Source organism: Terriglobales bacterium, assembly GCA_035457425.1.
Classification (GTDB): Bacteria; Acidobacteriota; Terriglobia; order Terriglobales; family Acidobacteriaceae; genus JACPNR01.
Map to the genome: position 1 here is coordinate 1 of DATIBR010000006.1, position 24,437 is coordinate 24,437.

The 24,437-nt window shown below is 67.4% G+C and carries 23 protein-coding genes and 2 rRNA genes; 12 read left to right on the forward strand and 13 right to left on the reverse strand.

Going from position 1 to position 24,437, the window contains the following annotated elements; genetic code table 11:
* From VLA96_00315 to VLA96_00325, 3 genes are all read left to right on the forward strand, one after another.
* A 23S ribosomal RNA gene (locus VLA96_00315) occupies positions 1-158 on the forward strand; the annotation flags it as partial.
* Positions 159-372: 214 nt separating this feature from the next.
* Positions 373-489, forward strand: a 5S ribosomal RNA gene (gene rrf, locus VLA96_00320).
* Positions 490-604: 115 nt separating this feature from the next.
* Entirely contained in the window at positions 605-1,396 is a 792-nt protein-coding gene (locus VLA96_00325; GenBank protein ID HSE47631.1) for a hypothetical protein, read from the forward strand.
* A 33-nt stretch (positions 1,397-1,429) separates the two neighbouring features.
* Here VLA96_00325 and VLA96_00330 read toward each other — a convergent pair whose 3' ends face one another.
* On the reverse strand, positions 1,430-1,837 hold the full coding sequence (locus tag VLA96_00330; protein ID HSE47632.1) for a hypothetical protein: 408 nt from the start codon (positions 1,835-1,837) through the stop codon (positions 1,430-1,432).
* Positions 1,838-1,936: 99 nt separating this feature from the next.
* Here VLA96_00330 and VLA96_00335 point away from each other — a divergent pair, with 99 nt between their 5' ends.
* The 5 genes from VLA96_00335 (at position 1,937) to VLA96_00355 (ending at position 5,285) form a co-directional block, all read left to right on the forward strand.
* Positions 1,937-2,623: a flavin reductase family protein gene (locus VLA96_00335; protein HSE47633.1), complete on the forward strand. Its 687-nt coding sequence runs from the start codon at positions 1,937-1,939 to the stop codon at positions 2,621-2,623.
* Positions 2,624-2,684: 61 nt separating this feature from the next.
* Positions 2,685-3,791, forward strand: coding sequence for a bifunctional DNA-binding transcriptional regulator/O6-methylguanine-DNA methyltransferase Ada (ada, locus tag VLA96_00340; GenBank protein HSE47634.1), 1,107 nt, complete (start codon positions 2,685-2,687; stop codon positions 3,789-3,791).
* A gap of 115 nt (positions 3,792-3,906) precedes the next feature.
* A complete protein-coding gene (locus tag VLA96_00345; GenBank protein HSE47635.1) occupies positions 3,907-4,593 on the forward strand; it encodes a YdeI/OmpD-associated family protein in 687 nt (228 codons plus the stop codon).
* Positions 4,580-4,945, forward strand: coding sequence for a DUF983 domain-containing protein (locus VLA96_00350; GenBank protein ID HSE47636.1), 366 nt, complete (start codon positions 4,580-4,582; stop codon positions 4,943-4,945). The genes VLA96_00345 and VLA96_00350 overlap by 14 nt, the downstream gene beginning before the upstream one ends.
* 37 nt (positions 4,946-4,982) lie before the next feature.
* Positions 4,983-5,285 carry a DUF962 domain-containing protein gene (locus VLA96_00355; GenBank protein ID HSE47637.1) on the forward strand — a complete coding sequence of 101 codons (303 nt, stop codon included), beginning with the start codon at positions 4,983-4,985 and terminating at the stop codon, positions 5,283-5,285.
* Positions 5,286-5,340: 55 nt separating this feature from the next.
* Here the strand turns inward: VLA96_00355 and VLA96_00360 are convergent, their stop codons facing one another.
* Positions 5,341-6,000: an acyloxyacyl hydrolase gene (locus VLA96_00360; GenBank protein ID HSE47638.1), complete on the reverse strand. Its 660-nt coding sequence runs from the start codon at positions 5,998-6,000 to the stop codon at positions 5,341-5,343.
* 79 nt (positions 6,001-6,079) lie between these two features.
* A complete protein-coding gene (locus tag VLA96_00365; GenBank protein ID HSE47639.1) occupies positions 6,080-6,799 on the reverse strand; it encodes a thiamine phosphate synthase in 720 nt (239 codons plus the stop codon).
* Between the two features lie 50 nt (positions 6,800-6,849).
* Between VLA96_00365 and VLA96_00370 the strand changes: the two genes are divergently transcribed.
* Both VLA96_00370 and VLA96_00375 read left to right on the forward strand, forming a co-directional pair.
* Complete coding sequence (locus VLA96_00370; protein HSE47640.1) at positions 6,850-7,551, forward strand: cupin domain-containing protein; 702 nt, start codon at positions 6,850-6,852, stop codon at positions 7,549-7,551.
* 35 nt (positions 7,552-7,586) lie between these two features.
* Positions 7,587-7,976 carry a hypothetical protein gene (locus VLA96_00375; protein HSE47641.1) on the forward strand — a complete coding sequence of 130 codons (390 nt, stop codon included), beginning with the start codon at positions 7,587-7,589 and terminating at the stop codon, positions 7,974-7,976.
* 62 nt (positions 7,977-8,038) lie between these two features.
* Here VLA96_00375 and VLA96_00380 read toward each other — a convergent pair whose 3' ends face one another.
* From VLA96_00380 to VLA96_00415, 8 genes are all read right to left on the reverse strand, one after another.
* Positions 8,039-10,345, reverse strand: a complete 2,307-nt coding sequence (locus VLA96_00380) for a sialidase family protein (GenBank protein HSE47642.1) — start codon at positions 10,343-10,345, stop codon at positions 8,039-8,041.
* A gap of 320 nt (positions 10,346-10,665) precedes the next feature.
* Positions 10,666-11,565 (reverse strand): TIGR00730 family Rossman fold protein, encoded by a 900-nt coding sequence (locus VLA96_00385; GenBank protein HSE47643.1) that lies wholly within the window; start codon positions 11,563-11,565, stop codon positions 10,666-10,668.
* 47 nt (positions 11,566-11,612) lie between these two features.
* Positions 11,613-12,035, reverse strand: coding sequence for a hypothetical protein (locus VLA96_00390; protein ID HSE47644.1), 423 nt, complete (start codon positions 12,033-12,035; stop codon positions 11,613-11,615).
* Positions 12,036-12,048: 13 nt separating this feature from the next.
* A complete protein-coding gene (locus tag VLA96_00395; GenBank protein HSE47645.1) occupies positions 12,049-14,931 on the reverse strand; it encodes a tetratricopeptide repeat protein in 2,883 nt (960 codons plus the stop codon).
* Positions 14,932-15,278: 347 nt separating this feature from the next.
* A complete protein-coding gene (locus VLA96_00400; protein HSE47646.1) occupies positions 15,279-16,811 on the reverse strand; it encodes a pitrilysin family protein in 1,533 nt (510 codons plus the stop codon).
* Positions 16,812-16,820: 9 nt separating this feature from the next.
* On the reverse strand, positions 16,821-18,245 hold the full coding sequence (locus tag VLA96_00405; GenBank protein HSE47647.1) for a pitrilysin family protein: 1,425 nt from the start codon (positions 18,243-18,245) through the stop codon (positions 16,821-16,823).
* A 214-nt stretch (positions 18,246-18,459) separates the two neighbouring features.
* The gene (locus VLA96_00410; GenBank protein ID HSE47648.1) at positions 18,460-19,098 is read right to left on the reverse strand and encodes a hypothetical protein; all 639 of its coding nucleotides are present in this window, start codon (positions 19,096-19,098) and stop codon (positions 18,460-18,462) included.
* Positions 19,095-20,384: a DUF2157 domain-containing protein gene (locus VLA96_00415; protein ID HSE47649.1), complete on the reverse strand. Its 1,290-nt coding sequence runs from the start codon at positions 20,382-20,384 to the stop codon at positions 19,095-19,097. Before VLA96_00415 ends, VLA96_00410 begins: the two co-directional genes overlap by 4 nt.
* A 159-nt stretch (positions 20,385-20,543) precedes the next feature.
* On the opposite strand from VLA96_00415, the gene VLA96_00420 reads away from it, so the two are divergent.
* On the forward strand, positions 20,544-21,365 hold the full coding sequence (locus VLA96_00420) for a hypothetical protein (GenBank protein HSE47650.1): 822 nt from the start codon (positions 20,544-20,546) through the stop codon (positions 21,363-21,365).
* A gap of 9 nt (positions 21,366-21,374) precedes the next feature.
* Positions 21,375-22,706 (forward strand): ATP-grasp domain-containing protein, encoded by a 1,332-nt coding sequence (locus tag VLA96_00425; GenBank protein ID HSE47651.1) that lies wholly within the window; start codon positions 21,375-21,377, stop codon positions 22,704-22,706.
* 32 nt (positions 22,707-22,738) lie between these two features.
* Here VLA96_00425 and VLA96_00430 read toward each other — a convergent pair whose 3' ends face one another.
* Positions 22,739-24,112 carry a CUAEP/CCAEP-tail radical SAM protein gene (locus VLA96_00430; GenBank protein ID HSE47652.1) on the reverse strand — a complete coding sequence of 458 codons (1,374 nt, stop codon included), beginning with the start codon at positions 24,110-24,112 and terminating at the stop codon, positions 22,739-22,741.
* Positions 24,113-24,143: 31 nt separating this feature from the next.
* Positions 24,144-24,425, reverse strand: a complete 282-nt coding sequence (locus VLA96_00435; protein HSE47653.1) for an oxidative damage protection protein — start codon at positions 24,423-24,425, stop codon at positions 24,144-24,146.
* Positions 24,426-24,437 lie beyond the last annotated feature (12 nt).

Here is a 24,437-nt window from a genome sequence, read left to right on the forward strand (position 1 = left end):
CTGAATGCATATAAGCGGGAAACACTCCCCAAGATGAGATCTCCCAACCCGTAAGGGTCAAGAAGGGCACAGGAAGACCACCTGTTTAATAGGCTGGAAGTGGAAGCGCCGTAAGGCGTGCAGCTTACCAGTACTAATCGCTCGTTCGGCTTGACCATAAAATTTACTTGGCGCACGTAGAAGCGGCTTTTGGCTATGAGCTTTTGGCTCTTGGCTAAGAACCGCACCTGATCTGTTCAGTTGTGAGGCACCGTCCTCACCGTTCTTTACAAGTTGCAAGACAAGTTTGCAGCGTAAGCCGCTTGGAAGTGATGAACGACGAGATGGCGGGTCGCGAGCGAGAGTTCGACGGCCAACAAGCTGCATCGATTTGTCGGTGATCACACCGCGGGGGTCACACCCGTTCCCATCCCGAACACGGAAGTTAAGCCCCGCTGGGCCGATGGTACTGCACGGGAAACTGTGTGGGAGCGTAGGTAGTCGCCGGCATTAATAAAGGCTCTCAGGAGAAATCCTGGGAGCCTTTTCCTTTTGCGCGCAAGAATTCTACATCCGCGCGTTCCCTTCACGGTGTCACTGTCGTTTAACAGGCAGGAGGTGTCCTGTGAGGGTCGCCCGGCGTGCCGTCTCTGTGTTGTTAGTGCTGTTCGCCCTGGCTGAGATTTCCGGCGCAATCACCACGTTCGAAGTCGAAGTCACGTGTCCCATCTGCGGAACCAAGAACAAGTTCTACGATTACGCAAGCTGGGGAAGTTACGTCTACCAGTACCCGTCGAAGTATCAGCTTGTGTTCTGGCCTTCCACCGATCCGACGAGTTGGTACATCTGCCAGCACTGTCACCTGTCATTAGCGATGTGGGACTTCAAGGAGTTCCCCAAGGAAAAGGTCGCCGTAGTAAAGGCCGCACTGCAGGGCGTGAAGGTTGAGAAGAAATATAAGGAGTACGGCGAAGTCCCGATGTCCGTACGGCTGGAGATCGCGGAGAAGGTATACCGGCTCCTCGACAAGGACGACGGGTTCTGGGCGCACTTCTATCGCGTGGCCGGATATCACCTGGCGTACGAAGGCAAGGCGACCGAAGCCGCTGAGGCACGCAAGCATGCGCTGGAGTACATCCAGAGGGTCCTCGACAAGAACGCCGAACCTGGGCATCGCAAGGAGCTGCTTCTGGCCAGTGCAGCGATGAAGCACTTTCTCGGCGACGATCTGGGTTGTGATGAGGATCTCGAAACTGCCGCCGCGCTGACGTACGGCGACAGCAAGATCGAGGCGGCTAAGACCAAGGGGTACGACGCCTATTTGTCCCAACTGATTGCCGATTACCGAACGAAACTAAAGGTGAAAGCCGTGCCCGCGGACCTACCCACGGACACGAATAGGAAAGACGACGATTAGCTCGGCCCGCAGTTGGGTTGTCGGCGCCGAGGCCTACGCTTTCGCGGGCGCCTTGTTGATCGCCGCCGCCACCAGGCCGCAGGCCAGCGCGTTGACCGTGTCGCCCGCCAGGCCCTTCAGGATCAGCGGCAGCGGGAACGGCATGGTCGCGTAGTCGCCCAGGTACGCCGGGACGATCCAGACGCACGCCATCGCCAGGCCAAAGCGCAGTCCCTGGCCGACCCAGTCCTTCGCCTCCACGCCCTTGGAGTAGAGCCACGCGAAGCCCAACGCCCAGATGGCGTAGCCGAGCGACATGATGCCCATCTTCATCTCGGCGTCGGGGCGCAGCAGGTTCGAGACCGCCTTGTAGTCCTCGGCGAGCAGCACGCCGTGGACGAGGAACGCGAACAGGAACCCGGTGACGAACACGGCGACCGCGGTGATGAGCATGCGCTTCATGGGTCTCTCCTCAGTGAAGTTTGCGCGCCAGCTTAGCACCGAACATCGACCGCAAGAAGCGGATGGTGGGCTTCCCGCCGTCGTTGCTACCGTCGTGCCATGCACAAGACGATCGAACCGACCATCCTGTACTTCGGCACGCCGGTGGCGCTCATCTCGACGCTCAACGAAGACGCCTCGCCGAACCTCGCGCCCATGTCCTCCTGCTGGTGGCTGGGGTGGAGCGCGATGCTTGGCCTGGGCTCCATGGGCAAGACGAACGAGAACCTCCTCCGGACGCGCGAGTGCGTGATCAACCTGCCGAGCGCGGAGCAAGTCACGCACGTCGACCGCCTGGCGCTGACCACCGGCCGCAATCCGGTACCGGAGAAGAAGCAGAGCTGGGGCTATCGCTACGAGCCGCAGAAGTTCGACTGCGCCGGGCTGACGCCGGTGCCGTCGGTGGTGGTCGGCCCGCCGCGCATCGCCGAGTGCCCGGTGCAGATGGAGGCCATCGTCCACGACGTGCGGCCGTTCGGGCTGAACGTCTCGGCGAACGCCTTCGAGGTCCACATCCTGAAGCTGCACGTGGAAGAGTCGCTGCTGGAAGATCCGCAGGCGGCGCGGCCGCACATCGACCCGGCGCGCTGGCGGCCGCTGCTCATGAGCTTCTGCCGCTTCTTCGGACTGGGCGGCGAGGTGCATCCGTCGCGCCTGGCGGAATCGGACTTCATGAAGTTCGTGCGCGGCGGGACCGGGCAGCAGCCCGCCGTCGCCCCGCCGCGCTGCGCGCCGGCCAACGACTGAATGAATTCCAGCGCAAGAACCGGATGGTTCCGGAATCCAGCTTTACCGTAGCCTCAGCAACATGAATACTCTCACTGAGATCGTCGAGACCGACACTGTCATGGCCCTGCGTCCCGTAGACCCAACGAACGATCCCGCGTGGCAAGCGGTGATCACGCAGGACCGCGCCTGGGACGGGCGTCTCTACTACGGGGTGCGCTCCACCGGCATCTACTGCCGGCCGAGCTGCCCGTCGCGGCGCCCGCGGCGCGACCAGGTGGAATTCTTCTTCGACACGCCCAGCGCCGAGCAGGCCGGCTTCCGCGCCTGCAGGCGCTGCCATCCCAACCAGCCCGGGCGCGAGGACGCGCAGCTGGCGGCGGTGAAGAAGGCGTGCGAGCACATCCGCGAGAACCTCGACGCCACGCTCTCGCTCGAAGAGCTGGGCGCGCACGCCGGCATGAGCCCGTTCCACCTGCAGCGCGTCTTCAAGAAGGCCACCGGCCTGACGCCCAAGCAGTACATCGCGGGCTGCCGCCTCGCGGCCTTCAAGCAGGAGCTGCGGCTCAACCGGCGCAACGTGACCGAGGCGACCTACGAGGCGGGCTACAGCTCGGGCTCGCGCATCTACGAGCGCGCCAACGAAGAGATGGGCATGACGCCGGCGAGCTATCGCAAGGGCGCGCCGGGAGTCGCCATCGAATGGGCCATCGCCGATTCGTCGCTCGGGAAGTTGCTCGTGGCGCGCACCGCGCGCGGCATCTGCTCGGTGCAGCTCGCCGACTCCGAACGCGAGCTCGAGAAGGCGCTCAAGCAGGAGTTCCCCAAGGCCGACCTGAGACGCGCGGCCGGGAAAGCAGCGTGGCTCGAGGCCGTGCTGGCGAAGGTGGAAGGCAAGCCCGCGGAGGCCGCGCTGCCGGTCGACATCCGCATGACGGCGTTCCAGCGCCGCGTGTACCACGCGCTGCTGCAGATCCCGGCGGGCGAGACGCGCAGCTACCAGCAGGTGGCGAAGGCCATCGGCGCGCCGGCCGCGACGCGCGCGGTGGCGCGCGCCTGCGCGACCAACCCCGTGGCGGTCGTCATCCCGTGCCATCGCGTGGTGCGCGGCACCGGCGAGCTCTCCGGATACCGCTGGGGCGCGGGCCGCAAACGCGCGCTGCTCGAGCGCGAAGCCGGCCAGCGGTAAGTCAAAGTCAAACCCGGACAGGAGGACGCTGAGGACACGGAGGTTCGCAGAGGTATTTCATTTCTTAGTTCCTCTGCGTCCCCTGCGTCCTCCTGTCTTCATTTAGTCTTTGAGCGTGAAGCAGCCGCGCGCCGTCGCGAAGACCTTCCAAGCCACGCTCGAGCGCATGCCCGGGAAGCTGGGCTGGGTCATTGTGCGCATCCCGCTCGACGTGCCGAAGGTCTGGGGCGTGCGCGGGCACTTTCGCGTGCGGGGCGAGGTCAACGGCCATTCCTTCCGCGGCGCCTTCTTCCCGACCCGCCACGGCTACCACTTCCTGCTGGTCAACAAGGCGCTGCAGAAGTCGGCACACATCGGCGCAGGGACCACCGCCAGGTTCCGCGTTGAGCCGGATCGCGACGAGCGCAAGGTCAAGATGCCGGCGGAGTGGGCGCGCGTGCTGAAGCATTCGCGCGCCATCGCGAAGTTCTATTCCGAGCTCAACCCGTCCGCGCGCGCCGAGATCGCGCGCTTCGTCGGCATGCGAAAGAACCCCGCCGCGCGCAAGCGCCAAGCCGAGTGCTGGGCGGAGCTGCTGCTCGAGACGATCGAGGCCGAACGCGAGCTGCCGCCGCTCATCCGGCGCGCCTTCGACGCCAACCCGCGAGCGTGGCGCGGCTGGCATGGGATGACGCCGAAGCAGCGGCGGCGCGAACTCATGGCGGTCGCCTACTACCGCACGCCCGGCGCGCGGCAGAAACGCATCGAAAAGCTCGTGGGCTGGGCGCTCCAGCGGGCGGAGAAGCACGATGCCTCACCGTGAGCCCTCGCGCCCCTGGGCGGTCCTGCACGCGCGCTGCCCCGTCTGCCGGCTCGGACACATCTTCGCGCGCTGGCGCTTCCCCGGCCTGGGCGTGCTGCGCGAAGAGTGCGAGGTCTGCGGCACGCGCTACGCCCGTGAGCACGGCTACTACCTGGGCGCGATGTACGTGAGCTCGCTCATCGTGCTGGCGCTCATCCCGCTCTTCCTCCTGCTGCTGTGGGGGATCACTCCGTGGAGCTGGGACGCGATGCTGCTGGGCGCGATCGCCCTGGTCGCCCTCGGCTCGCCCTTCATCACGTCCGTGTCGCGCGTGCTGTGGCTGCACTTCGACCGCTACTTCGATCCCGACTGACTTTCGCGCACGGCGCCGCGCGGTACAATGCTCGGCCATGAGCCACGACCATGCGCACCGCGACTGGGTCGGTGAGTACGCCGAGTCGCACCAGCATCCCGTCAACCGCATCTGCCACACCTTCGGCATCCCGATGATCGCGGTCTCGCTCCTCCTGGCGGTGGGAGCGTTCTACGTAGGCCCGCTGTGGATCTACGCGCTCGCGCTGTTTGTCGTGGGCTGGATCCTGCAGTTCGTCGGCCACTGGTTCGAGGGCAAGCCGCCGGAGTTCTTCCGCGACCCGCGCTTCCTGTTCGTCGGGCTCAGGTGGTGGCTCGCGAAGATGCGCGGGAAGGCGTAGAGCGAACCACAAAGGACACGAAGGTTTCACCAAGGACCCCACGCGAGGTCCTTCGTCATTTGAAGAAGCTGATCCCCGTGTAAAGCATGGCGGAGTCGATGCCGGGATTGTCGGGCACGCGGTAGTTGTTGGAGATGTGGTTCAGCTTCCATCCGATGGTGAAGGCGCGGCCGTGGCGCTCGAAGAAGCGCAGGCCGAAGCCGGCTTCGAACATGTAGTTGCGCTTGGTGGCGTCGGAGTACGGCGCCGGCCGCGTGAAGATGACCATGCCGCCCGAGGCGTTGACGAACGGCTGCAGCCGCCGCCGCGGCATCAGGTCGAAGCGCACGCCGAAGGGCGACAGTCCGGCGCCGTAGATCCACTCGCGCCCGCCGATGTTGGCGCCTTTGATGTTGCGCGGCTGCGAGACGAGCACGACCGGGTCGAGATCGATCGTCCACGTCATGGCCAGCGGTTTCGTCTGGAAGAGGCGGCGGCCGTAGCGCAGGCCGACCATCGAGACCCGGCGGTCGTTCGAGAGCGCGATGACGTGCGGTGAGTTCGTCGTTCCCGCCGCCCAGAGCGCGAACTCGTTCGGCCCGTGCAGCGCCGGGTTCATCCGCTCCGCCTTCACCACCGGCGCCGGCTTCACGGGCACGATCGGCTCCGCCGATTCGCCCGCGAAGGCCGCGGCCGATAGCCCCATCAGGGCCACGAAAACAAGCAGCTTGCGCATCGAGGTATCCCGCAAGCATAGGCAGGCGGCCGGAGCCGGGATATCGGGGATTCTGCGTAGGCCCGCTTGGGCCCATGCCCTAAGTGGCCGGGAAAGAGGCTTGAGAGAGGCCGCGAAGGGCGGCGACCAGCGGTGCGAGCTCCTTCGCGTCCTGGAAGAGCCGTATCCCCGCGATCCCGGCTGCGCCCGCCCGGAGGCACTCGGCCGCGTTCTGGAGCGTGATGCCGCCCAGCGCCAGCACCGGCATCGCCGCCGGGTGCGCGCCCTCGGTGCGCGCGACCGCGCCCAGCCCGCGGCAGGCTGCGCGCAGCCGCTCGAGGCCGCCGGCGACCGCGCCTTGCTTCTCGAACACCGGGCCGAAGACCGCGAAGTCGGCGCCGTGGGCAGCGGCGGCGGCGACCTCCTCGGCGGCGTGGCATGAGGCGGCGACGAGAAAGTCGCGAGTTGCGAATTGCGGGTTGTGAGTGGCCGTTGCGACCAGCGCGCGCACCTCGCTCGCCCGCACGTCGCCCGCGGGCAGGTGGACGCCGCCGGCGCCGGCCGCGAGCGCGACGTCGGTACGCGAGTTGATGAGGAGGCGAGTCTTCCGACTTCGGTCTTCAGACTTCAGCCCAGCCAGGAGCGCCACCGCCTCGGCCGCCAGCTCCTCCAGTTCGCGGACCGGGAGCTCCTTTTCCCGCAGCTGGATGTAGTCGACGCCGGCGCGCGCGGCCTCGGCGATCTTCGCGAGCAGGACGCGGCGCTGCTCGGCCGGCGAACCGGGAAGCTGGCGGCGGTCGGTGATGTAGTAAAGGAGCACGCGCGTCCCGATTCTATAATCTGCCGCGGCTTGGGTTAGAATCCCCGCCTATGCGACGCCTCGTTGCCGCTCTCTTCCTGCTGTGCGCTCTGTGCGGGGCGCAGAAGCCGGCGCCCATCCCCGACAGCAGCGTGGAGCAGCGCAAGGAAGTCTTCAAGAACGCGCGCGTCACGGTCACGCGCGTGGACTTCGCGCCGGGTGAGTCCATCCCGATGCACCAGCACTCGCGCGACATGATCGCCGTCTTCGCCACCGACGGCAGCGCCCGCGAGACGCTCCTGGGGGGCAAGGCGAAGACGGAGAAGATCGCCGCGGGCGAGGTGCGCTACCACCGGCAAGGCTACGCTCACGCCACCAGCAATCTGGGAAGCGTTCCCTTCCGCGTCGAGCTCATCGAATTCGCCGACCCGCAAGGGGCGTTCGAGCACGGCAAGCCCAAGAAGTCACACTACTGCAACCCCGGCAGCGCCACCGCCTGCGTCGACGAGCACAGCCTGTTCTGCACCGCCAAGGTCTGCGTGGAAGACGTGACCATCGCGCCGGGCGCGGTGACCACCCGCCACAGCCACTCGACCGACCACATGCTGGTCGCGGTCTCCGACTACGAGTTCACCGACCAGATCGAAGGCAAAGGCAAGGTGGTGCGCACGCGCAAGAGCGGCGAGGCCGAGTACATCCCCGCCGGCATCACCCACCAGCTCACCAACACCGGCAAGGCGGCCGCGCGGTTCATCGTAGTGGTCTGGCGCTAGCCGACACCGCGCGACCGGGACGCGTCTAACCAGGGATGTCGCTCGGCCTGCAGATCGTGTGGTTGCTGGTGCTCGCTGTCCCCGTCGCCTGCGTCGCCTGGACGGTCACGCACGAGGAGGTCTTCCGCGAGCCGCGCGAGTACTGCGAGCGGCGCGCCGAGAAAGACCGCAGCATCTGGTCGCGGAAATTCTTCTACCTCTTCACCTGCGAATACTGCTTCTCGCACTACGTGGCCGCGGGCGCGCTCGCCCTCACCCGCTTCTGGATGCTCTATCCCGACTGGCGCGGCTTCGTCATCGCGTGGTTCTCGCTGGTCTGGATCGCCAACCTCTACATGGGCCTGTTCGGCAAGGTGAAGCTCGACGTGAAGAAAGAGCGCGCGGTCATCCAGAAGATCGAGAAGGACACCAAGAAGGCCGCCTGAGCGCGGCGCGAGAAAAAAGGGCTGGTCCCGTTCTGCGGGACCAGCCCTCGGTGTTTGCGGGGCTATTGCACTTCGATATCGCCGCCGCCGAGCGTGCCGGAGGCGCGATATCCGCTGCTGAGCGTGATCGAGAACTGGTCGCGGTTCTTGCCCGGCGAGCCGTTGTCGGTCACGTTGACGGTGAACGTCACCGGCGTCTTCACGCCGGCGTTGTCGAGCGTGCCGGCGCCGGAGAAGGTCGCGCTCGACCCGACGCGGCTGCTGGAGGTGATCGTGGTCGACGTCACCCGCAGCTTCGCGCCCTTGTCGAAGTACTCGAACGAGCCCGAGCCGCTGCGGATGTCGATGTTGAAGTGCTTCCTGTTCTCGGCGTCGAACCATCCGCCGCCGCCGATCGTCTGGCCTGCCAGCGTGAGCGGGCCGGCCGTCTGGCGCGTGAACTGGACGCGCGCCGTGGTGTTCGGCGTCGCCAGGTCGGTGGAGTACAGGATGTTCGCCGCACCCAGCGGGTCCGGATACATGCTGGAGTACTCCGCCAGATCGCGGTCTCCCGGATTGCCCGCCGGTGCGGGCGTGTCGCAGTCCAGGCCGCGCAGGCAGATGGAGCCCACGTGCACGACGCCGCGCTTCTGCTGGTCGGTGCCCGCAGTCTGGCCGCTCGCCGCCACGTACTGGAAGCTGGGCGTTGCCGCGAAGGCGTCGGGCGTGAAGGCGTACCACAGCTTCCACTCCGCGCCTTCCATGCCCGCTTCCTGGTCGGGATCGCCGGCGCGGTCGGTAGCGTAGAACATCACACCCACGCGTCCCGGGTCGCCGCCCGCGACGATCCACGGCTCGAGCGTGGTGCGCACTTCCGGATCGGCGGGATTGTTGACCGCCACCGGCTGCGTCCAGGTATTGCCGCCGTCGCGCGACGACATCAGGAAGGTGTCCTTGCGGTCGCTGAAGACGACGTGCAGGTTGCCGGCGCGGTCCACCGCGATCGCGGGGAAGACGTTGTCGATCGCCTTGCCCGCCGGCGCGCGGTAGATGCGCCGCACCGTGACGCCTTTGACCGTCGGGTCGAGCTGGCCCTGCGGCAGCAGCGGCAGGTTGCAGGGCGCCGGGCACGCGGCCAGGAACAGGTCCCGCGGGCTCGAGCCGCTGAACACGTTGTACACCGCAGCCTTGTTCGGGTCGTCGCCCGGGGCGTAGGAGACCATGTTGCCCTGGCGGCCGTCCTGCGCCGCCCCCGCCAGCGGCGACGCGATGATCGCCCCCCGCGGCCACGTCAGGCCGTAATCATCCGATTGCACCCAGAAGATGCTGGTCGTCCCCACCAGCCCCGCGCCCAGCTGCCGCGACGTCAGGAAGACGCGGCTTGGGCCCACGCTGGTGTTCCACTGCCGGTCGACCACCGGGAAGTCACCCTGGCTGACCAGCCAGTTCTCGCCCCTGTCGAGCGAGTTGCTGGTGGTGATGTTGGCCAGGCTGAGCGAGCTGACCGTGACGTTGCCCGGGCTGGCGACTTTCCCCACGCCCGGCACGTCGAGCAGCGTGAAAGGCGAGCCGATCGAGATGTCGTTGTCGCCGCCGCCGATGCCCGCGCTCTGCAGGCTCGACGCCGCGGCGGTCTGTGCGCCATCCGGCTGGCCGAGGAACGTGAAAGTCTGGCCGCCGTCGTCGGAGCGCCAGAAATCCACGCCCGCCGGAATGCCCTGGATGGCCGAAGTGTAGATCGTGCCGAAGCGGTCGATCTTGATGTCCGGCTCCACGTTCTGTCCGGTGTCGCCGTTCTCCGATCCGACCAGGCGCAGGTCGCTGGTGAACTGGAACATCTGCGCGCCGAACTTTCCGTCCGGGTCCTTCGCGAACGTGGCCGAGCGGAAGATCGGCAGCGGCGGGTCGGGGACGATGGTGACCTTGCCGCTGTAGGCGGTGAGCGGCGCCGCTCCCCACGCGTGCACGTAGACGCGGTAGGTGCCGTTGGGCAGTCCGGCCTGCTCGATCTCCTCAAAGTTCGTGAAGCCCTGGCCGGAGTCGTCGACGAAGGTGTCGCCCTGGTACAGGAACAGGTCGAAGTCGTTGGCCGAGTTCGACCAGTCGGCGCGGATCACGACCGCGAAGTTCGGATGCGCCTGGCGAAATGCGTCGGAGACGTTGACCGTGATGTCGAAGATGTCGCAGTCCATGGTGGTGGAGCACAGGCTGGGATCGTAGCCGGTCAGCGTCGGGGTGGTGACCAGGCTGCTGCCGCTCCAGGTCACGGAGAGGTTTGCATCCGAGACGGTGCCGGACGCCGGATTGGCGGCCGCCGCCGGGAGACCGCAGAACATGAGGGCGGCGAACAGGAACAGGACGACCGCCGGAACGCGAGGTTGCTGGTTCATCTTTCCTCCAACAGGAAGTGAGCTAAAGGGCCGAGGGCAGCGCCGAGGGAACCAAGCAGGCAAGGGCCGGAGCGCGCGGAACGAACCGCGTGAGCGAGAGCAACGGGAGTCGAGGAACCGGTTCACCGGGGCGCCGAATACGGGGAACGACTCTAGAGCGGGCAACAGTAGTAGCACTACTCGTCAATACGTGTCAAGCAGTAGTAATGCTACGAGCAAGAAAGATGCTGCTCAGGCGGCGGTTGGTTGTGTGCCGGCCCGAGGCCAACGGCGAGGAACTGGCAGCTCGCCGGCGGGAGCGAGCCGGCTGCGCTGGACGCCTACCGATTGCGGTTCGTGAACGGCCGCGTCTTCGCGATGCCCGGCGCGCGGTCTTCCTGCTTGGGGTGGGGCGCGTTGAGGTGGAACTTCGTCAGGCCCTTGCGGAGCGCTTCAAAGGCTTCCTCGGGCGAATCGACCACGCGGTAGAGGTCGCGGTCGTCGGGCGAGATGGTGCCCCACTCGACCAGCGCGTTGATGTTGATCACGCGCTCCCAGTATTCGCGCCCGTACATCAGCACCAGGATGCGCTTGGCCAGCTTCTCCGTCTGCGCCAGCGTCAGGATCTCGAACAGCTCGTCCATGGTGCCGAAGCCGCCGGGGAAGACAACCAGCGCCTTCGCCAGGTACGCGAACCAGTACTTGCGCATGAAGAAGTAGTGGAACTCGAAGTTGAGCTCCGGCGTGATGTAGTGGTTGGGCATCTGCTCGTAGGGCAGATTGATGTTGAGCCCGATGGTCTTGCCGCCGGCCTCGCGCGCGCCCAGGTTCGCGGCTTCCATGATGCCGGGGCCGCCGCCCGTGCAGACCACGAAGCGGTGCCGCTTGAACGGCAGGTCCTTGGTCCAGGAGGTGAGCAGGAAGGCCAGCCGGCGGGCGTCCTCGTAGTAGCGCGCCATCTCGAGCGCGGCGCGGGCGCGCTTCAGTTGCTCCTCCGGCGGTGCCGGCTGCGCCGAGGCCGGCCGCTGCAGCACCTCGAGCTCCTGCTCCGCGTGGTGCTTGCTGTGGAAGCGGGCGGAGCCGAAGAAGACCACCGTGTCCTGGATCTTCTGCCGGCGGAAGCGCGCCAGCGGCTCCTGGTACTCGGCGAGGATGCGCAGGATGCGGCCGTCGGGGCTATCGACGAACCCGGGATTCTTGTAAGCCAGCGGCGCGCGTGGGAGGTCTTCGGGTTCTTTCATGCAGGCAGTCGTTCGTTCGGAGTTTCAGCCCCCGACAGGATAAATCCTCATTGCGCCGCCGGCCCAGGTTTCGGGTCGCGGTAGTGCACCGCCTCGTAGACCCCGAGCCACAGGTCGAGCAAGCCGACGCCGGTCACGGCGCCGCGCACGAAGTCGTTGGCGAGAAAGGCACGCAACGCGGGATAGCCCAGCAGCAGGCTGTTCTCGTGCCACAGCCGCGGCACCCACGGCACCGCCACCAGGATCAGCCCCACCTCGATGCAGAACGCCACGAACACCACCATCATCAGGCGCGCGAGCCACACCGGTGGGAGGTGCGCTTCGGTCTCGGGGGCGGTGGCAGCGGCGGCGGGAGCGGGGAACGGATGGACGTTGGAGTGCACCGAAGGGTCCTCGGAGGCAGGGTGTTCGCCTCCCGGCGAGACTGCGCCGGGACGGCGGGGCTGCCGGTCATGCTGCGCAGGATCCATCGCTGGACGGATTCTACGCCTTCAGTGCTTTGATGCGTTCGGCGACGTCGCGGTAGTCGATGTTCGATCCGTAGACTTCCATGAAGTTGGAGAGCGCTTCTTTCTTGTTGCCGGCGGCCTCGTGCGCTGACGCCAGCTCGTAATAGACCGCGAGCCGGCTTTCCGGATCGATGTTGGACACGTGCAGCGCCTTCTCGTACCACCTCACCGCGGCCTGCGGCGCGCCCTTTTCGCTCAGGCAGTGCGCCAGCCAGGTGTACGCCTGCATGACCTGCGAGAACGGATGCCCGTGCTCGATCGCCTGGCACACCTTCTGCAACTCGCCGATGGCCTCGTCGAGCAGGCCCATCTCCTTGAACGCGACGCCGAGGTTGTAGTGCGTGTCGGGATCCTCGGCCTGGCCGGCGGTCTCTTCCACGTCCTCCTTGAACTCGGCGAACATGTCGCTGAGCGCGTTCGAGGCTTCGGCGCCCTCGATCTTCGTCTCGGGAGCGGGCGCAGGCGCGGCGGCGGCGGACATCGCCGGGGCCGCCGGCTTTGCTGCCGGTGGAGGCGGAGGTGGCGGCGGCGGCGGAGCAGCTTTTGCCGGCGCCGGCTTTGCCGCCGGAGGCGGCGGAGGTGGCGGAGGTGGCGGAGCAGCCGTGGGCTTGCCGCCGCCGATGGCGAAATCGTCGCCCAGCGACGACTCGAGGTCGAGCACGAAGTCGCTGAGCACGTCCTTGGCGGCGGCTGCGGGCGCCGGCGCAGGCTTGGCCGCCGGCTTCGGCGCTTCCGGCTTGGGTGCGGGCTTCGCGGGAGGCGGCGGAGGCGGCGGTGGTTCGGGTGCGGCCTCCGGCTCGACCGTGGCCTGGATCGCGGCGGTATCAAACACGAACTCCGCGACGCTCGGCTCGCTGGCCGCGGGTGCCGCCGGAGCAGGCGCGGCGGCGGTTTCGAGCTCCGCGCGCAGACCGGCGAGGTCGGGATGCCCGGGCGCGACCTGCTCGAGTTTCTCCAGCGCGCCGCGCGCCTCGTTGAACATCGACTGGCCGAGGTAGAAGCGCGCTTCGTCGGCGGCTTCCTTGCCCGCATCGACCGCGAGCGGCGCGGCAGACGGCTCGGACGCGACCATCGTCTCCCACTCGTTCGAGAGGTCGACTTCGCGCGCCGGCGTGGTCTCGGCCGCGGGCACGCTCACCTCGAAGCCGAACTCCGCGGGCGCGGCAGGCGTTTCCGCAGCCGGGGCCGGCGCCTCGGCCGAGACCTCGAAGCCGAATTCCGCCGGGGCCGCCGGCGCCGGCGCGGCGGGCGGCGCCGCTGCCGGGGCGGGTGCGGCGGCCTTGGCCGGCGCGGCCGCGGCGCGATCGCGGTACTTCGCCGCCATGTCGGCGAACTGCTTGGCTTCCTTGTCGTGTCCGGCGGTGGTGTGCAGCTTGGCCAGGACCTCGCAGCAGCGGGCGGCTTCGGCGTAGCGCTCGGCGCGCGCGTACAGCGAGGCCAGCCGCTGGTTGACCTGCGCGTCTTCGGGCGCCAGCGGCAGCACGGCTTCGAGCGGCCCGATCGCCTTGGCCGGCAGGTTGTAGGAATCGAACAGCTCCGACTCCGTGAGCCCGTTGCGGATCGCCGCCGCCGTCTCGGCCGCGTATTGCTGCTCGATCTGCGGCGCGGTCGTGCTCTCCAGCTCGTCGACCATGAAGGCCTGCGAGCTTTCTTCCGCCGTCAGGGGACGCGACGCCGAGTCGCCCAGCTTGGCGAGGATCTGCTTGTAGTTCTGCGCGTGCAGCGTGTTCTCCGGCTCGAGGTCGGAGAGCTCTTTGTAGAGGTCGCGCGCCTTCTCGAGCTGGCCGTCCTGCACGTAGGCGTGCGCCAGCAGCTCGGAGACCTCGTTCAGGTGGGTGGTGTCGCGCGCTTTGAGGTAGACGCTGCGCAGGATCTGCAGCGCCGGCGCGTTCTCCTTGATCTTATTGATGGAGGAGTGCAGCGCCGTGATGATGCCGGTGGGATTGGCGGCCAGCAGCTTGTCGGCATACTGGTCGTAGACCGCGAGCGCCTTTTCCAGCTGTCCGGCCGACATCAGCGATTCCGCGAACGAGGTGAGCCCGTTGATGTCGTTGTGGACGGTGAGCAGCTTGTTGGCGATGGGCTCGGCCTGGGCGGGCTGGTTCAGCAGCAGGTGCGCGCGCATCAGGGCGCGCAGCGCCTCCGGCCGCGAATCCACGTTGGGGATCTGCTCCAGGTACTTGACCGCGCTGGCGCCGTCCCCGGAATCGGCGGCGATGGCGCCGCGCAGCATCAGCGCGTCGGCGTTGGCCGGGTCCAGGTGCAGGACGCGGTTGCAGGCTTCGTCGGCGGCGTCGAACGCGCCCTTGGCGTAGAGCGACTGCGCCGCGTTGAAGAAGATGCTCTTCGCCTCGTCCTTCTTGCCCAGCTTCACGTACAAGTCCGCCAGCCGCGACTGCATGGTGGAGTTCTCGGGATCGAGCTCCAGCATCTTCTGGAAGATCTTGGCGGCCGCGTCCAGCTCGTTCGATTTCATGTACGCGTCGGCTACCAGCACGTACTGCTGCCGCGCGTCGTTGTAGAGACCCTGCTGGGTGTAGAGCTCGGCGAGCTTCAGGATGGCTTCGGTCTCGCCCGGGATCAGCTTGACCAGCTTCTTGTACATCGCGATGGCTTTCACCGTGAAGCCATCGGAGGCGTAGTGGTCGCCGACCTTCTTGAAGTAGTGCGCGGCCTTGTGGCTGTCGCCCACCCGCGAGTAGAGGTCGCCGATGGTGTTCAGGACGGTCAGGTCCTTGGGGTCTTCCTTGGTGACCTTTTCATACTCGGTAATGGCGGACTGGAGCTTGCCCTGCTGGACAGCCTTCTCCGCCGCTGCGAGGACTTTCTGCTTGTTGAAGCCGAAACCGAGCGCCATACGAGGCTGGACTCCGGAAGACCCTGAGATGATAAACCGCCGGACTTGCGGCGGGTACGACCGGCCCGGAACCGGCATGGATACCGGCCTAAAACCACTTCCCGAGCCGCTGGAGGTGCCGCCTAAAGTAGCACAGGATGGGGGTTAACCGAAAGACAAATGGGGGTCGGAACGGGTGGAAGAGCGGCGCTTCAGCGCCGCGTCGGAGCGAAGTCATCGTCGGGCTTTAGCCCCGGGCCTGAAAGGCCTTCTGATTCGGATTCCCTGGGCGCGCGCCTAAAGGCCCGCTCTTCACACTGGAAAAAGGCGCCGGCGAGTCGCCGGCGCCTGCTCCCACAAAGCCCTGATCACTTCCCGCTGGGTTTCCCCGCGGCGGCTCCGGCGGCTTTCACCGGCTTGCCGTCGGCGTCGAACATCTCCAGCGGGCCGTAGCCCCCGACCACGTCCTTGATCGTCTTCGGGTTCTCTTTCTCTTCCGTGCCCGGCTGCTTGGCGTCGCCGACCACCACGATCTGCAGGTGGTTCGGGTCCAGATACTTCTTGCCCACGCGCTGCACGTCGGCCGCCGTCACCGCGCTGACCTTGGCCGGGTAGGTGTCCCAGTAGTCGAGCGGCAGGCCGTAATACTTCACGGTCAGCCAGCGGTTGAGCAGGTTCGTCGGGCTCTCGAGCGAGAGCGCAAAGACCGCGGTGATGGAGTTCTTGGTCTCCTTGAGTTCGTCGTCGGGGACGGGCTCGTCGCCCATCTTGCGCAGCTCGTTGGTGAGCTCGTGCATCGCGCCGTCGGTGACGGCGTTGCGCTGTTCGCTGGTCGCCGTGACCGGGCCGGGATACACGTCGGCGTCGAAGCTGCTGTACGACCCGTAGGTGTAGCCCTTCTCCTCGCGCAATTGCAGGAACAGCCGCGACGCCGCGCCCGCGCCCAGCACCTGGTCCATCACCACCATCGGGATGTAGTCCGGGTCGGTGCGCTTCAAGCCGAACTCGCCGGCCACCAGGTTGGTCTGCACCGAACCCGGGCGGTCGATGAGGTACGTCTTGCGCGGCAGCGGCGCCGGCAGCGCGGGCAGCGCGGAGTCCGGCGCCGCCCCCTGCTTCCATCCGCCAAAGTACTTCTTCGCCAGCTCCAGCGCCTGTTGCTGCGTCAGGTCGCCCACCACGCCCAGGATGGCGTTCCCGGGGACGAAGCGCACAGCGTGCGCCTTCTGCAGCTCCGCCACCGTCATCGCCTTCACCGATTCCGGCGTCGCCGAGATCACCGCGGCGGGGAAGTCGCGGTACAGCACCTCATAGAACTTCTCGTTCGCGAGGAAGCTCGGGTCCGACCGCTGGTCTTCGAGCTGCGCCAGCTTCCGCGTCTTGTACTTGTCCAGTTCGGCCTGCGGGAACGAGGGGTTCAGCGCCACGTCGCTCATCAGGTCGAGCATCTTGTCGGCCGATTCCACCAGGCCCGAGATGGAGACGCTGGTGATGTCCGACCCGTATCCCGCGCCCGTGTTCAGGGTGGCGCCGAGCTGGTCGGTCTCGCCGGCGATCTGCGCGGAGTTCCGCTTCGCCGTGCCCTCCCGGATGTTGGCCGCCAGGAACTCGCTCAGCCCCGGCATGCTCTTCGGGTCATGCAGCTGGCCCGTCTTCACCCACAGCACGAACGCGACCGTGGGCAGCTTGTGCCTCTCGAGCACCAGCACGGTGAGCCCGTTGGGCAGCCTGGTCTCCATCGGGCGCGGCAGCTTGACCTGCAGCGCCTCCGTGCTGACCGGCGCCAGGTTCTTGCGCTGCACGGCTTTTTTCGACGTGCCCTTTTCGGCTTCCTGGGCGAACGCGGAGAACGCGACGAACAGCAACAACAGCGTTGCGACGAATGATCTGGTCTTGTGCATGGCGGTCTCCTATTGTCCGGCCGCGGGCTCGGCCTGCGGCTTGGGGGCGGGCAAGGTGATGACGACGGCGCGCTCGGTCGGGACCAGGTACTTCGCGGCCGCGGCCTTGATCTGCTCCGCGGTCACGGCGGCGAGCTTGTCGTACATGGTGTTGATGAGCGACGGGTCGTTGAAGTAGACGGCGTAGTCCGCCAGGCGGCGCGCCGTGGTCAGCGACGACTGCCGCGCCTGGATCTGCGCGCGCCGCGCCAGCGTCCGCGCCTTGTCCAGTTCCGCGGCGCTCACGCCCTCCTTCTGCACCAGCGCGATCTCATCGTAGATGGCCTTCTCCAGGTCCTCGGGCTTCACGCCCGGGCGCGGGATGGCGGTCACGTACAGCAGGCTCGGCCCGATGCGGCTGTCGGTCTGCAGGCTGATCTGCGTCGCCAGCTGCTTCTCCTTCACCAGGTGCTGGTAGAGGCGCGAGCTGCGTCCCGTCCCCATGATGCTGGCGAACATCTGCAGCGCGTAGTTGTCGGGCGTGTTGCCCGCGGGGATGTGGTACGCCATCAGGATCATCGGCAGGCGCGCCAGCGGGTCGTGGATGGTGGTGCGCCGCTCGCCGTAGTGCTCGGGCTCGGTCAGGTCAGGCTGCGCCGCCGCCGGCTGCGCCGGGATCGAGCCGAAATACTTGTTCACCAGCTCCAGCGTCTTCTGCGTGTCGAGGTCGCCGACCAGCGCGAGCACCGCGTTGTTGGGCGCGTAGTAGATGCGGAAGAAGTCGCGCACGTCGTCGAGCGACGCGTGGTCGAGGTCGCGCATCTCCCCGATCACCGAGTGCTTGTAGCTGAAGTTGTCGTACGCCAGGTTGTCGATCTCCAGGTACGACTTGCCGTAGGGCTGGTTGTCGATGCCCAGCCGCCGCTCTTCCTGCACCGCATTGCGCTGGTTGTCGAGGTTGGCCTGGTTCACGTTCAGCGACTTCATGCGGTCGGCTTCCAGGAACAGCCCCAGCTCCAGCTGGTTCTTGGGCAGGATCTCGAAGTAGTTGGTGCGGTCCTCGTTGGTGGTGCCGTTCATCCCGCCGCCGTTGTTCTCGATCAGGATGAAGTGCTCGCCCTTGCCCACCTTCTCCGAGCCCTGGAACATCATGTGCTCGAACAGGTGCGCGAAGCCGGTGCGCCCGGGGCGCTCGTTGCGCCCGCCCACGTTGTAGCTCACCGCGATGCCGTACACCGGCGCGGTGTGGTCCTCGGCGATGATCACCCGCAGGCCGTTCGCCAGCTTGGTGTCGGTGTACTTCAGCGGCGGGATGGTGGCGGGCTTGGTCGACATCGCCGCCGGCGGCGCGGCCGCCGCCGCGGCCTTGCCCTTGCTCTTCGCGGACTGCGCCGGCGCCAACGGTACCAGCAAGGCGAGCGCCAGCAGCAGGCCTGGACTACGGTGGATCCTCATGTGCGACTCCCTTCGGGATGGTGCGGAAGTAGTGCGGAAACCAATTAGCCTGACGGATACGCGCGGGAATTGCAAGCCGCGCAGACACCCCTCCTGCTGCCTGGATACGGGTTTGGACGCAGCAGAGTTCCCGCCGTTAGCGGTAACCAAGGCGAAAGGCAAAAACCCCGGCGCGGAAGCTTTTGCCTTTTGCCTTGTTACTTTTGACTTCGTCTTACCGCAGCTCCAGCGGCTCCCACTTGCCGTCCTTCTTTAGCGCCAGCTGGATGGGCCGCGGCGGGCCCGCCTTCGGGACCGTGACTTCCGCCCACAGCTCCCCGTTCCCCATGCCGCGCGGCGACGGGTCCTTGGCATGCTCCGGGATGAAATACAAGACCGGCTCGGTCAGCACGCCGACGAGCGGCACGTCCACGGTCGCGGTATTCTCCGCCTGCTCTCGCTCCGTCATGCACGCGGACATCTTCTCCGCCGGCTCCTTGTAGCAGTCGCGGAACTCGAAGGGTGGCAGCACCGTGCCCGGCGCCGGCGAGAACCAGATGTAGCGGTCGCCGTTGTCATCTTTCACCGCGACCAGCTTGTTGCCGCGCACCTCGAGCCGCGCGCGCCGCTCGTTCGTTCCCCATCTCCAGCGGAAGAGCTCGCGGCGCAGGTGCGGCGTCTCGAATCCTTCCGTCTCCACCACCAGCTGCATGCTCAAGTAGCGCCCGCGGATCGGCAGCTCCGGGTCGTAAGGCAGCGTCTGCGCCCACACCCGCGGGCGCGTGTGCCGGTCGTACAGCAGCTTCACGCCCAGCGACGACACCAGCGCGGCGTGCAGCGCCGCGATGATCAGTCCTTTGTACAGAAGCTTCATGCGCCGGCTCCTTTCGCCATCGCCACCAGTCGCCGCCGCGTCTTCTCCAGGAACCAGCCGCCGAGCAGGAACAGCAAGCCCAGCCCGATGAGCGAGAGCGAGCGATCCATCTTGTCCATGATGGAAGAGAAGTAGAAGAACATCACCGTGACGCCGAACATCGCGATGCCGCCGTTGATCATCGCCTTCTGGCCGTAGCGCGTGCCGTACCAGCACCACGCCACGCATCCAGCCAGGCACACCAGGAACGCGAAGAAGCTCTTGCTGTCGTTCGCCCACACCATCGCGTCGACCGCCGCGAAGCCGAAGGCGAACTGCGCGAGGATGCGCAGCTCGCGCCGCTCCTCCGCGATGCCCCACGCCATCATCAGCGCCGCCGTCGACACCGCCCAGATCGGCAGCACCGCGTTCTTCTCGATCGCGATGAAGCCGGCCAGGTAGCTGCCGAGGAACACCCACGGCGCCGCCACGGCGTTCATCCACGCTTTCGCGCGGCGGAAGGGAAGCGCCAGCAGCGCGGGCAGCAGCAGCGCGCCCGTCCATCCCATCAGCCGCAGGTTCGACGGCAGCGGATTGCTCCACCACCACCGGAACGGGGATTCCAGGATGAGCGTGACCGCCGCCGGCAGGAACGCCACGCAGCCCACCGCCGAGATTGCCCGGCCCGCCAGGTCGCGCTCGCCCGTCTTGCGCAGCGAGATGTACGCCAGCGAGAGCAGCGCGATGCCCGCCGCCAGGATCTGCTCGGCCGAGTTGCCGTGATGCCGCTGCGTCGCGACCATCCACTCGCCCGCCAGCCACCACGGCGTCAGGATGGCGGCCAGCAGCGCCTGCGTCCAGTCGCGCCGGATGAACCACGCGATCCACGCGCCCAGCGCCCACAGCATCACCCCGCCCGGCCAGTGCTCTTCCAGGTTGAAGATCTGGCCGGCGAGAAATATCCCCGCGCCCAGCGTGACCGTGCCGATGGCGTGCAGCGCGATCGCCAGCTTCTCGAACTTCTCCGCCGCGAAGGCGCCCGCCACGTGGAAGCCGGCGGTCATCACCAGCACGAGCGCGAAGCGGCTCGAGGGCGAGAGGTCGTCCCAGTGCGCCGCGATGAACAGCAGGATGCCGGCGCCCATCAGCAGCGCCCCGAACGCGAGCGCGATGATGATTGGCCAGCGGAAGCGCGGCTCGACCCGCGCGTTCTCGTAGTCGCGGACTCGCTGCGCGGAACCCACGTCGAGCGCGCCGGCGGCGGTCCACTCGGAAAGCTTCTTCTCGAGCTTCGGTGAGATAGGCATGTGAGCGCTTGGGTTGCGGCGTCACGATAGCCCGTGCGTCAGCAACTAGCAAGAGAACGTTCCGCCACCCAAAGCTTGCGCGAAATCTCCGCGTCGCCTACAACGAGGTAGGCGCCGGCGACTCCCCGGCGCCGGACGATGCGCCTTCCTTGGCTAGCAGTGGTACTTCTACTCGTCGCGAGCGCCGCTGCCGAGCGGCCTCGCCGCGCCGTCTGGGTGTGGGACAACTCCGTCACCGAGACCCCCGCCCAGCGCGACGCCTTCCTCAAGTTCTGCCGCGAGCGCAACATCGACACCCTCTTCCTGCACGCGCCCATGGATCACCTGCAGGACCGCCCCGACGAGTTCCACGCCTTCCTCGCTGCCGCGCACCGGCAGAAGATGCGCGTCGAGGCGCTCGACGGGAACGCGCGCTGGGCCTTCGAACACGCCGGCGCCGAGAACTTCGTCACCGCGGTGAAGGTGTTCAACTCGTTCGCCAGGACTCCGCAGGAGCGCTTCGACGGCATCCACCTCGACGCCGAGCCCTACGACACCCCGGAGTGGAAGCAGGACGAGCAGCGCGCCGCGGTGCTGTATCTCGAGATGCTCGACGCCCTGCGCGCGCAGAAGGGCGACCTGCCGCTCACGGCCGACGTCCCGCCCTGGTTCGGGGAGTTCAAGATCGCGGAAGGCACGCTGCTCTCGGGCGCCATCGCGCGCACCGACGCGGTCGCGCTCATGTCCTACACCAACCAGGTGCGCGGCCTCGCCGCCGAGGTTAAGCCGGCGCTCGAGTTCGCCGCCACGAAAGGGAAGCGCGTCTGGATCGGCCTGAGCGTGCAGGCCTACGACTCCGACATGGACGCCACCAAGCCGCTGCGCCCGCAGGTCGAGCGCACGCTCAAGCGCGCCGAGAAGCAGTTCGGCAAACAGCCCGCGCTCGCCGGCATCGCCCTGCACGACTTCGGGCACCTGCGCTCTCTCTACGACAAACGCTAGAATCGATGTGTGGCGCGCTCGCCCTCGAGCGCGCGGACTGACACCATGCCGGCGCCGCACCCATCCCGTGTCCTCTTCCTGACGACCAAGCTCGGGTACCAGACGCGTGCCTTCGTCGCCGCGGCGCAGAAGCTCGAGCTCGAAGTCGTTTTTGGCAGCGACCGCTGCGGCAAGCTCGAGGACCCGTGGCGCGATCACGCTCTGCCGCTGCACTTCGAGCAGCCCGACGAGGCCGCGCGCAAGGTGGTGGAGTTTGCGCGCGCGCAGCGCGTCGCCGCCATCGTCGCCATCGGCGACCGCCCCACTCCCACGGCCGCGCGCGCCTGCGCCGCGCTGGGCTTGCCCTTTCACCCGCCCGAAGCCGCCGACCTCTGCCGCGACAAGCACGCCATGCGCCGGCGCCTGCGCGAGGCCGGCCTGCTCGCGCCGCGCTTCCAGCGCTTCACCGTCGACTCCGACTCTGCGACCGTGACCGCCGGCATCGCCTCCGCCACCGGATACCCCTGCGTCCTGAAACCGCTCGCGCTCTCCGGCAGCCGCGGCGTCATCCGCGCCGACTCGCCGCAAGAAGCCGCCGCCGCCTTCGAGCGCATCCGCAAGCTGCTCCGCGATCCCGACATCACGCAACTGCGCGAGGAGACCAGCGGCTACATCCAGGCGGAGGAGTACATCGGCGGATACGAGGTCGCGCTCGAAGCCGTGGTGGACCGCGGCCGCCCGCACCCGCTCGCGCTGTTCGACAAGCCCGAGCCGCTCACCGGCCCCTACTTCGAAGAAACGATCTACGTGACGCCGTCGCGCCGCTCGCCCGCCGAGCAGACCGCCATCGTCCGCACGCTCGAGCAGTGCGTCGCCGCGCTCGGGTTGAAGCACGGCCCCGTCCATGCCGAGTTCCGGCTGAACGAGCGCGGGGTATGGCCGCTCGAAGTCGCGGCGCGCCCTATCGGCGGCCTCTGCGCCGCGACCCTGCGCTTCAAGCTGCCGCTGGTCGAGGAAGAGATGTCGCTGGAGGAAGTGATCATCCGGCTCGCGCTCGGGATGGACACCAAGCGCGTCGTCCGCGAGACCGCCGCCAGCGGCGTGATGATGATCCCCATCCCGCGCGGCGGGATATTGGAGGGCGTAGACGGGATCGAAGACGCGCGCAACGTCGCAGGTATCGAGTCGGTCGAGATCACCGTCCAGCCCGGGCGCAAGCTCGTCCCGCTCCCCGAGGGCGGCAGCTACCTCGGCTTCATCTTCGCGCGCGGGGAGTCGCCGGATGTTGTGGAGGCCGCGCTGCGCGAGGCGCACGGCAAGCTGCGCTTCAGGATCGCGGAAGAGATCCCTGTCGTCCGCTAGATCCCAGCCACCTGGCCGGGCGTGGGTTCCGCTCAACAGTACCAGGGCTCGGTGAGGTACGGGATGGTCGCGCGCGCGGCCAACGGCGGCGGCGTCCACGCGGGAATCTCCGTAGAAAGATCGCGCACCAGCGCGCACACCGCACCGAACACCTCCGCGCGCGGCGTGTCGTGCTTGCCGATGAGCGCGACCACGCCCTCCACCTGCCGCTGCAATTCATCCACCCCGGCATCCGGATGCCGCCACGGATATGCCAGCTTCTCGCGGTCGAACTCGCCCACCCACCCCCGCACTTCCTCCAACTCCAACAGGCGCGAGCCCGCCGGGATGAGCAGCCGGATGGCCAACTGCACCGGCGCCACGTGCTCGACCAGCTCAAGCTCGGCGAGCGTCTTCAGCAGGTCCGAATAGACCGCCAGCGTGGTCCACGGCGTGAACGGGATGAACGTGGGCGAGAGCGGCAGCTCCGCCGCGCGCATCAGCTCGACCGCGCGCAGGAAGTCGGCGCGCGTGTGGCCCTTCTCCAGGCGCGCGAGCACGGCGTCGTCGAGCGACTCGACCGCGCTGGTGACGAACGCGCAGCCGCTCGCCTTCAGCTCCGGCAGCAACTCCGCGTGCTGGAGCAGGTGCTCGACCTTGATGGTCGCGTCGTACGTGACCTGCGGGAACTCACGATGCAGCGCGCGCACGATCTCCATCGCGTGCGCCGGGCCGTTGAAGAAGTCGGGATCGCCGAAGGTGATGTGCCCCGCGCCGGCTGCGACCTGCCGCCGCACGTCTTCCAGCACCACCTCGCGCTGCACCACGCGGAACGCGCCCTGGTAGACGTTCACCACCGGACAGTGCCGGCACAAGTGCTTGCAGCCGCGGCTCGCCTCCGTGTAGCCGACGGTGCGCAGCGTTCCGTCCGTCATGCGCAACTGCGCATACTCGCCCAGCGGCGGCAGCCCCGCGCGGTCGGGCACGCGAAAACTCAGCCGCGCGAGAGAAACGAATCCATCGGCGGAGCGCTCATGTCCCGCCGGCAGGGGCGCAGGCGTCTCGTCCGCGCCGTTCGCCAGCCTCAGCAACTCGCCTTCGAACTCCCCGCCGACGATCGCCGTGACTCCCGCCGCCCGCAGCCGCTCCGCATTCAGCGGCGCGTAGAGCCCGTAGGCGCATAGCCGCGCCCGCGGGTTCAACTCCCGCACGCGCGCGATGACCGGCAGCGCCAGCCGCGTCGCCGTGTGCATCGGCAGGTAGAAGCACGCCAGCTCCGCCGCGCGCACCGCCCCCTCGTCGAGCTTCTGGCGCGCGAGGTCGAGCTGCGTGACTTGGTGCCCCGCCTCGCGCAGCCAGGCCGCAGGCGAGGCCAGCCCAAAAGGCTGCCGGCCGAGCTCGTAGGTCGAGATGAGGAGGACGCGCATACGGGAGCGCCCTCGGGTCGAGGGCGCTACATCACTGCTTCTGCTGCGGCGGGACGTAATCCGGCGGGAGCACGGCGCCCTCGCCGAAGAAGAACTGCTCCATGTGGTGGATGATGATCTCCTGCGCCTTCTTGTCGGCGGGATTCAGGCGGTACTCGTTGATGACCATCTTGGCGTGCTCGCCCCACAGCCGCCACGCCTCCGCCGACACCTGTTCGTAGATCTTCTGCCCCAGTTCGGTGTCGAACGGCGGCTCGTCCAGTCCCGGCATCTCTTTGCCGAACTTGACGCACTTCACCATGCGCTGTGCCATCGTTGCAGCTCC

Excerpts from the sequence above, each read along its gene's own strand:
- VLA96_00415 (HSE47649.1), bottom strand. The coding sequence starts at position 20,384 with ATGCCTATCTCACCGAAGCTCGAGAAGAAGCTTTCCGAGTGGACCGCC.
- ada (HSE47634.1), top strand. The coding sequence starts at position 2,685 with ATGAATACTCTCACTGAGATCGTCGAGACCGACACTGTCATGGCCCTG.
- VLA96_00360 (HSE47638.1), bottom strand. The coding sequence starts at position 6,000 with ATGCGCAAGCTGCTTGTTTTCGTGGCCCTGATGGGGCTATCGGCCGCG.
- VLA96_00355 (HSE47637.1), top strand. The coding sequence starts at position 4,983 with ATGAGCCACGACCATGCGCACCGCGACTGGGTCGGTGAGTACGCCGAG.
- VLA96_00410 (HSE47648.1), bottom strand. The coding sequence starts at position 19,098 with ATGAAGCTTCTGTACAAAGGACTGATCATCGCGGCGCTGCACGCCGCG.
- VLA96_00390 (HSE47644.1), bottom strand. The coding sequence starts at position 12,035 with ATGGATCCTGCGCAGCATGACCGGCAGCCCCGCCGTCCCGGCGCAGTC.
- VLA96_00435 (HSE47653.1), bottom strand. The coding sequence starts at position 24,425 with ATGGCACAGCGCATGGTGAAGTGCGTCAAGTTCGGCAAAGAGATGCCG.
- VLA96_00335 (HSE47633.1), top strand. The coding sequence starts at position 1,937 with ATGCACAAGACGATCGAACCGACCATCCTGTACTTCGGCACGCCGGTG.
- VLA96_00400 (HSE47646.1), bottom strand. The coding sequence starts at position 16,811 with ATGCACAAGACCAGATCATTCGTCGCAACGCTGTTGTTGCTGTTCGTC.
- VLA96_00380 (HSE47642.1), bottom strand. The coding sequence starts at position 10,345 with ATGAACCAGCAACCTCGCGTTCCGGCGGTCGTCCTGTTCCTGTTCGCC.
- VLA96_00395 (HSE47645.1), bottom strand. The coding sequence starts at position 14,931 with ATGGCGCTCGGTTTCGGCTTCAACAAGCAGAAAGTCCTCGCAGCGGCG.
- VLA96_00375 (HSE47641.1), top strand. The coding sequence starts at position 7,587 with ATGTCGCTCGGCCTGCAGATCGTGTGGTTGCTGGTGCTCGCTGTCCCC.
- VLA96_00370 (HSE47640.1), top strand. The coding sequence starts at position 6,850 with ATGCGACGCCTCGTTGCCGCTCTCTTCCTGCTGTGCGCTCTGTGCGGG.
- VLA96_00330 (HSE47632.1), bottom strand. The coding sequence starts at position 1,837 with ATGAAGCGCATGCTCATCACCGCGGTCGCCGTGTTCGTCACCGGGTTC.
- VLA96_00385 (HSE47643.1), bottom strand. The coding sequence starts at position 11,565 with ATGAAAGAACCCGAAGACCTCCCACGCGCGCCGCTGGCTTACAAGAAT.
- VLA96_00350 (HSE47636.1), top strand. The coding sequence starts at position 4,580 with ATGCCTCACCGTGAGCCCTCGCGCCCCTGGGCGGTCCTGCACGCGCGC.
- VLA96_00430 (HSE47652.1), bottom strand. The coding sequence starts at position 24,112 with ATGCGCGTCCTCCTCATCTCGACCTACGAGCTCGGCCGGCAGCCTTTT.
- VLA96_00405 (HSE47647.1), bottom strand. The coding sequence starts at position 18,245 with ATGAGGATCCACCGTAGTCCAGGCCTGCTGCTGGCGCTCGCCTTGCTG.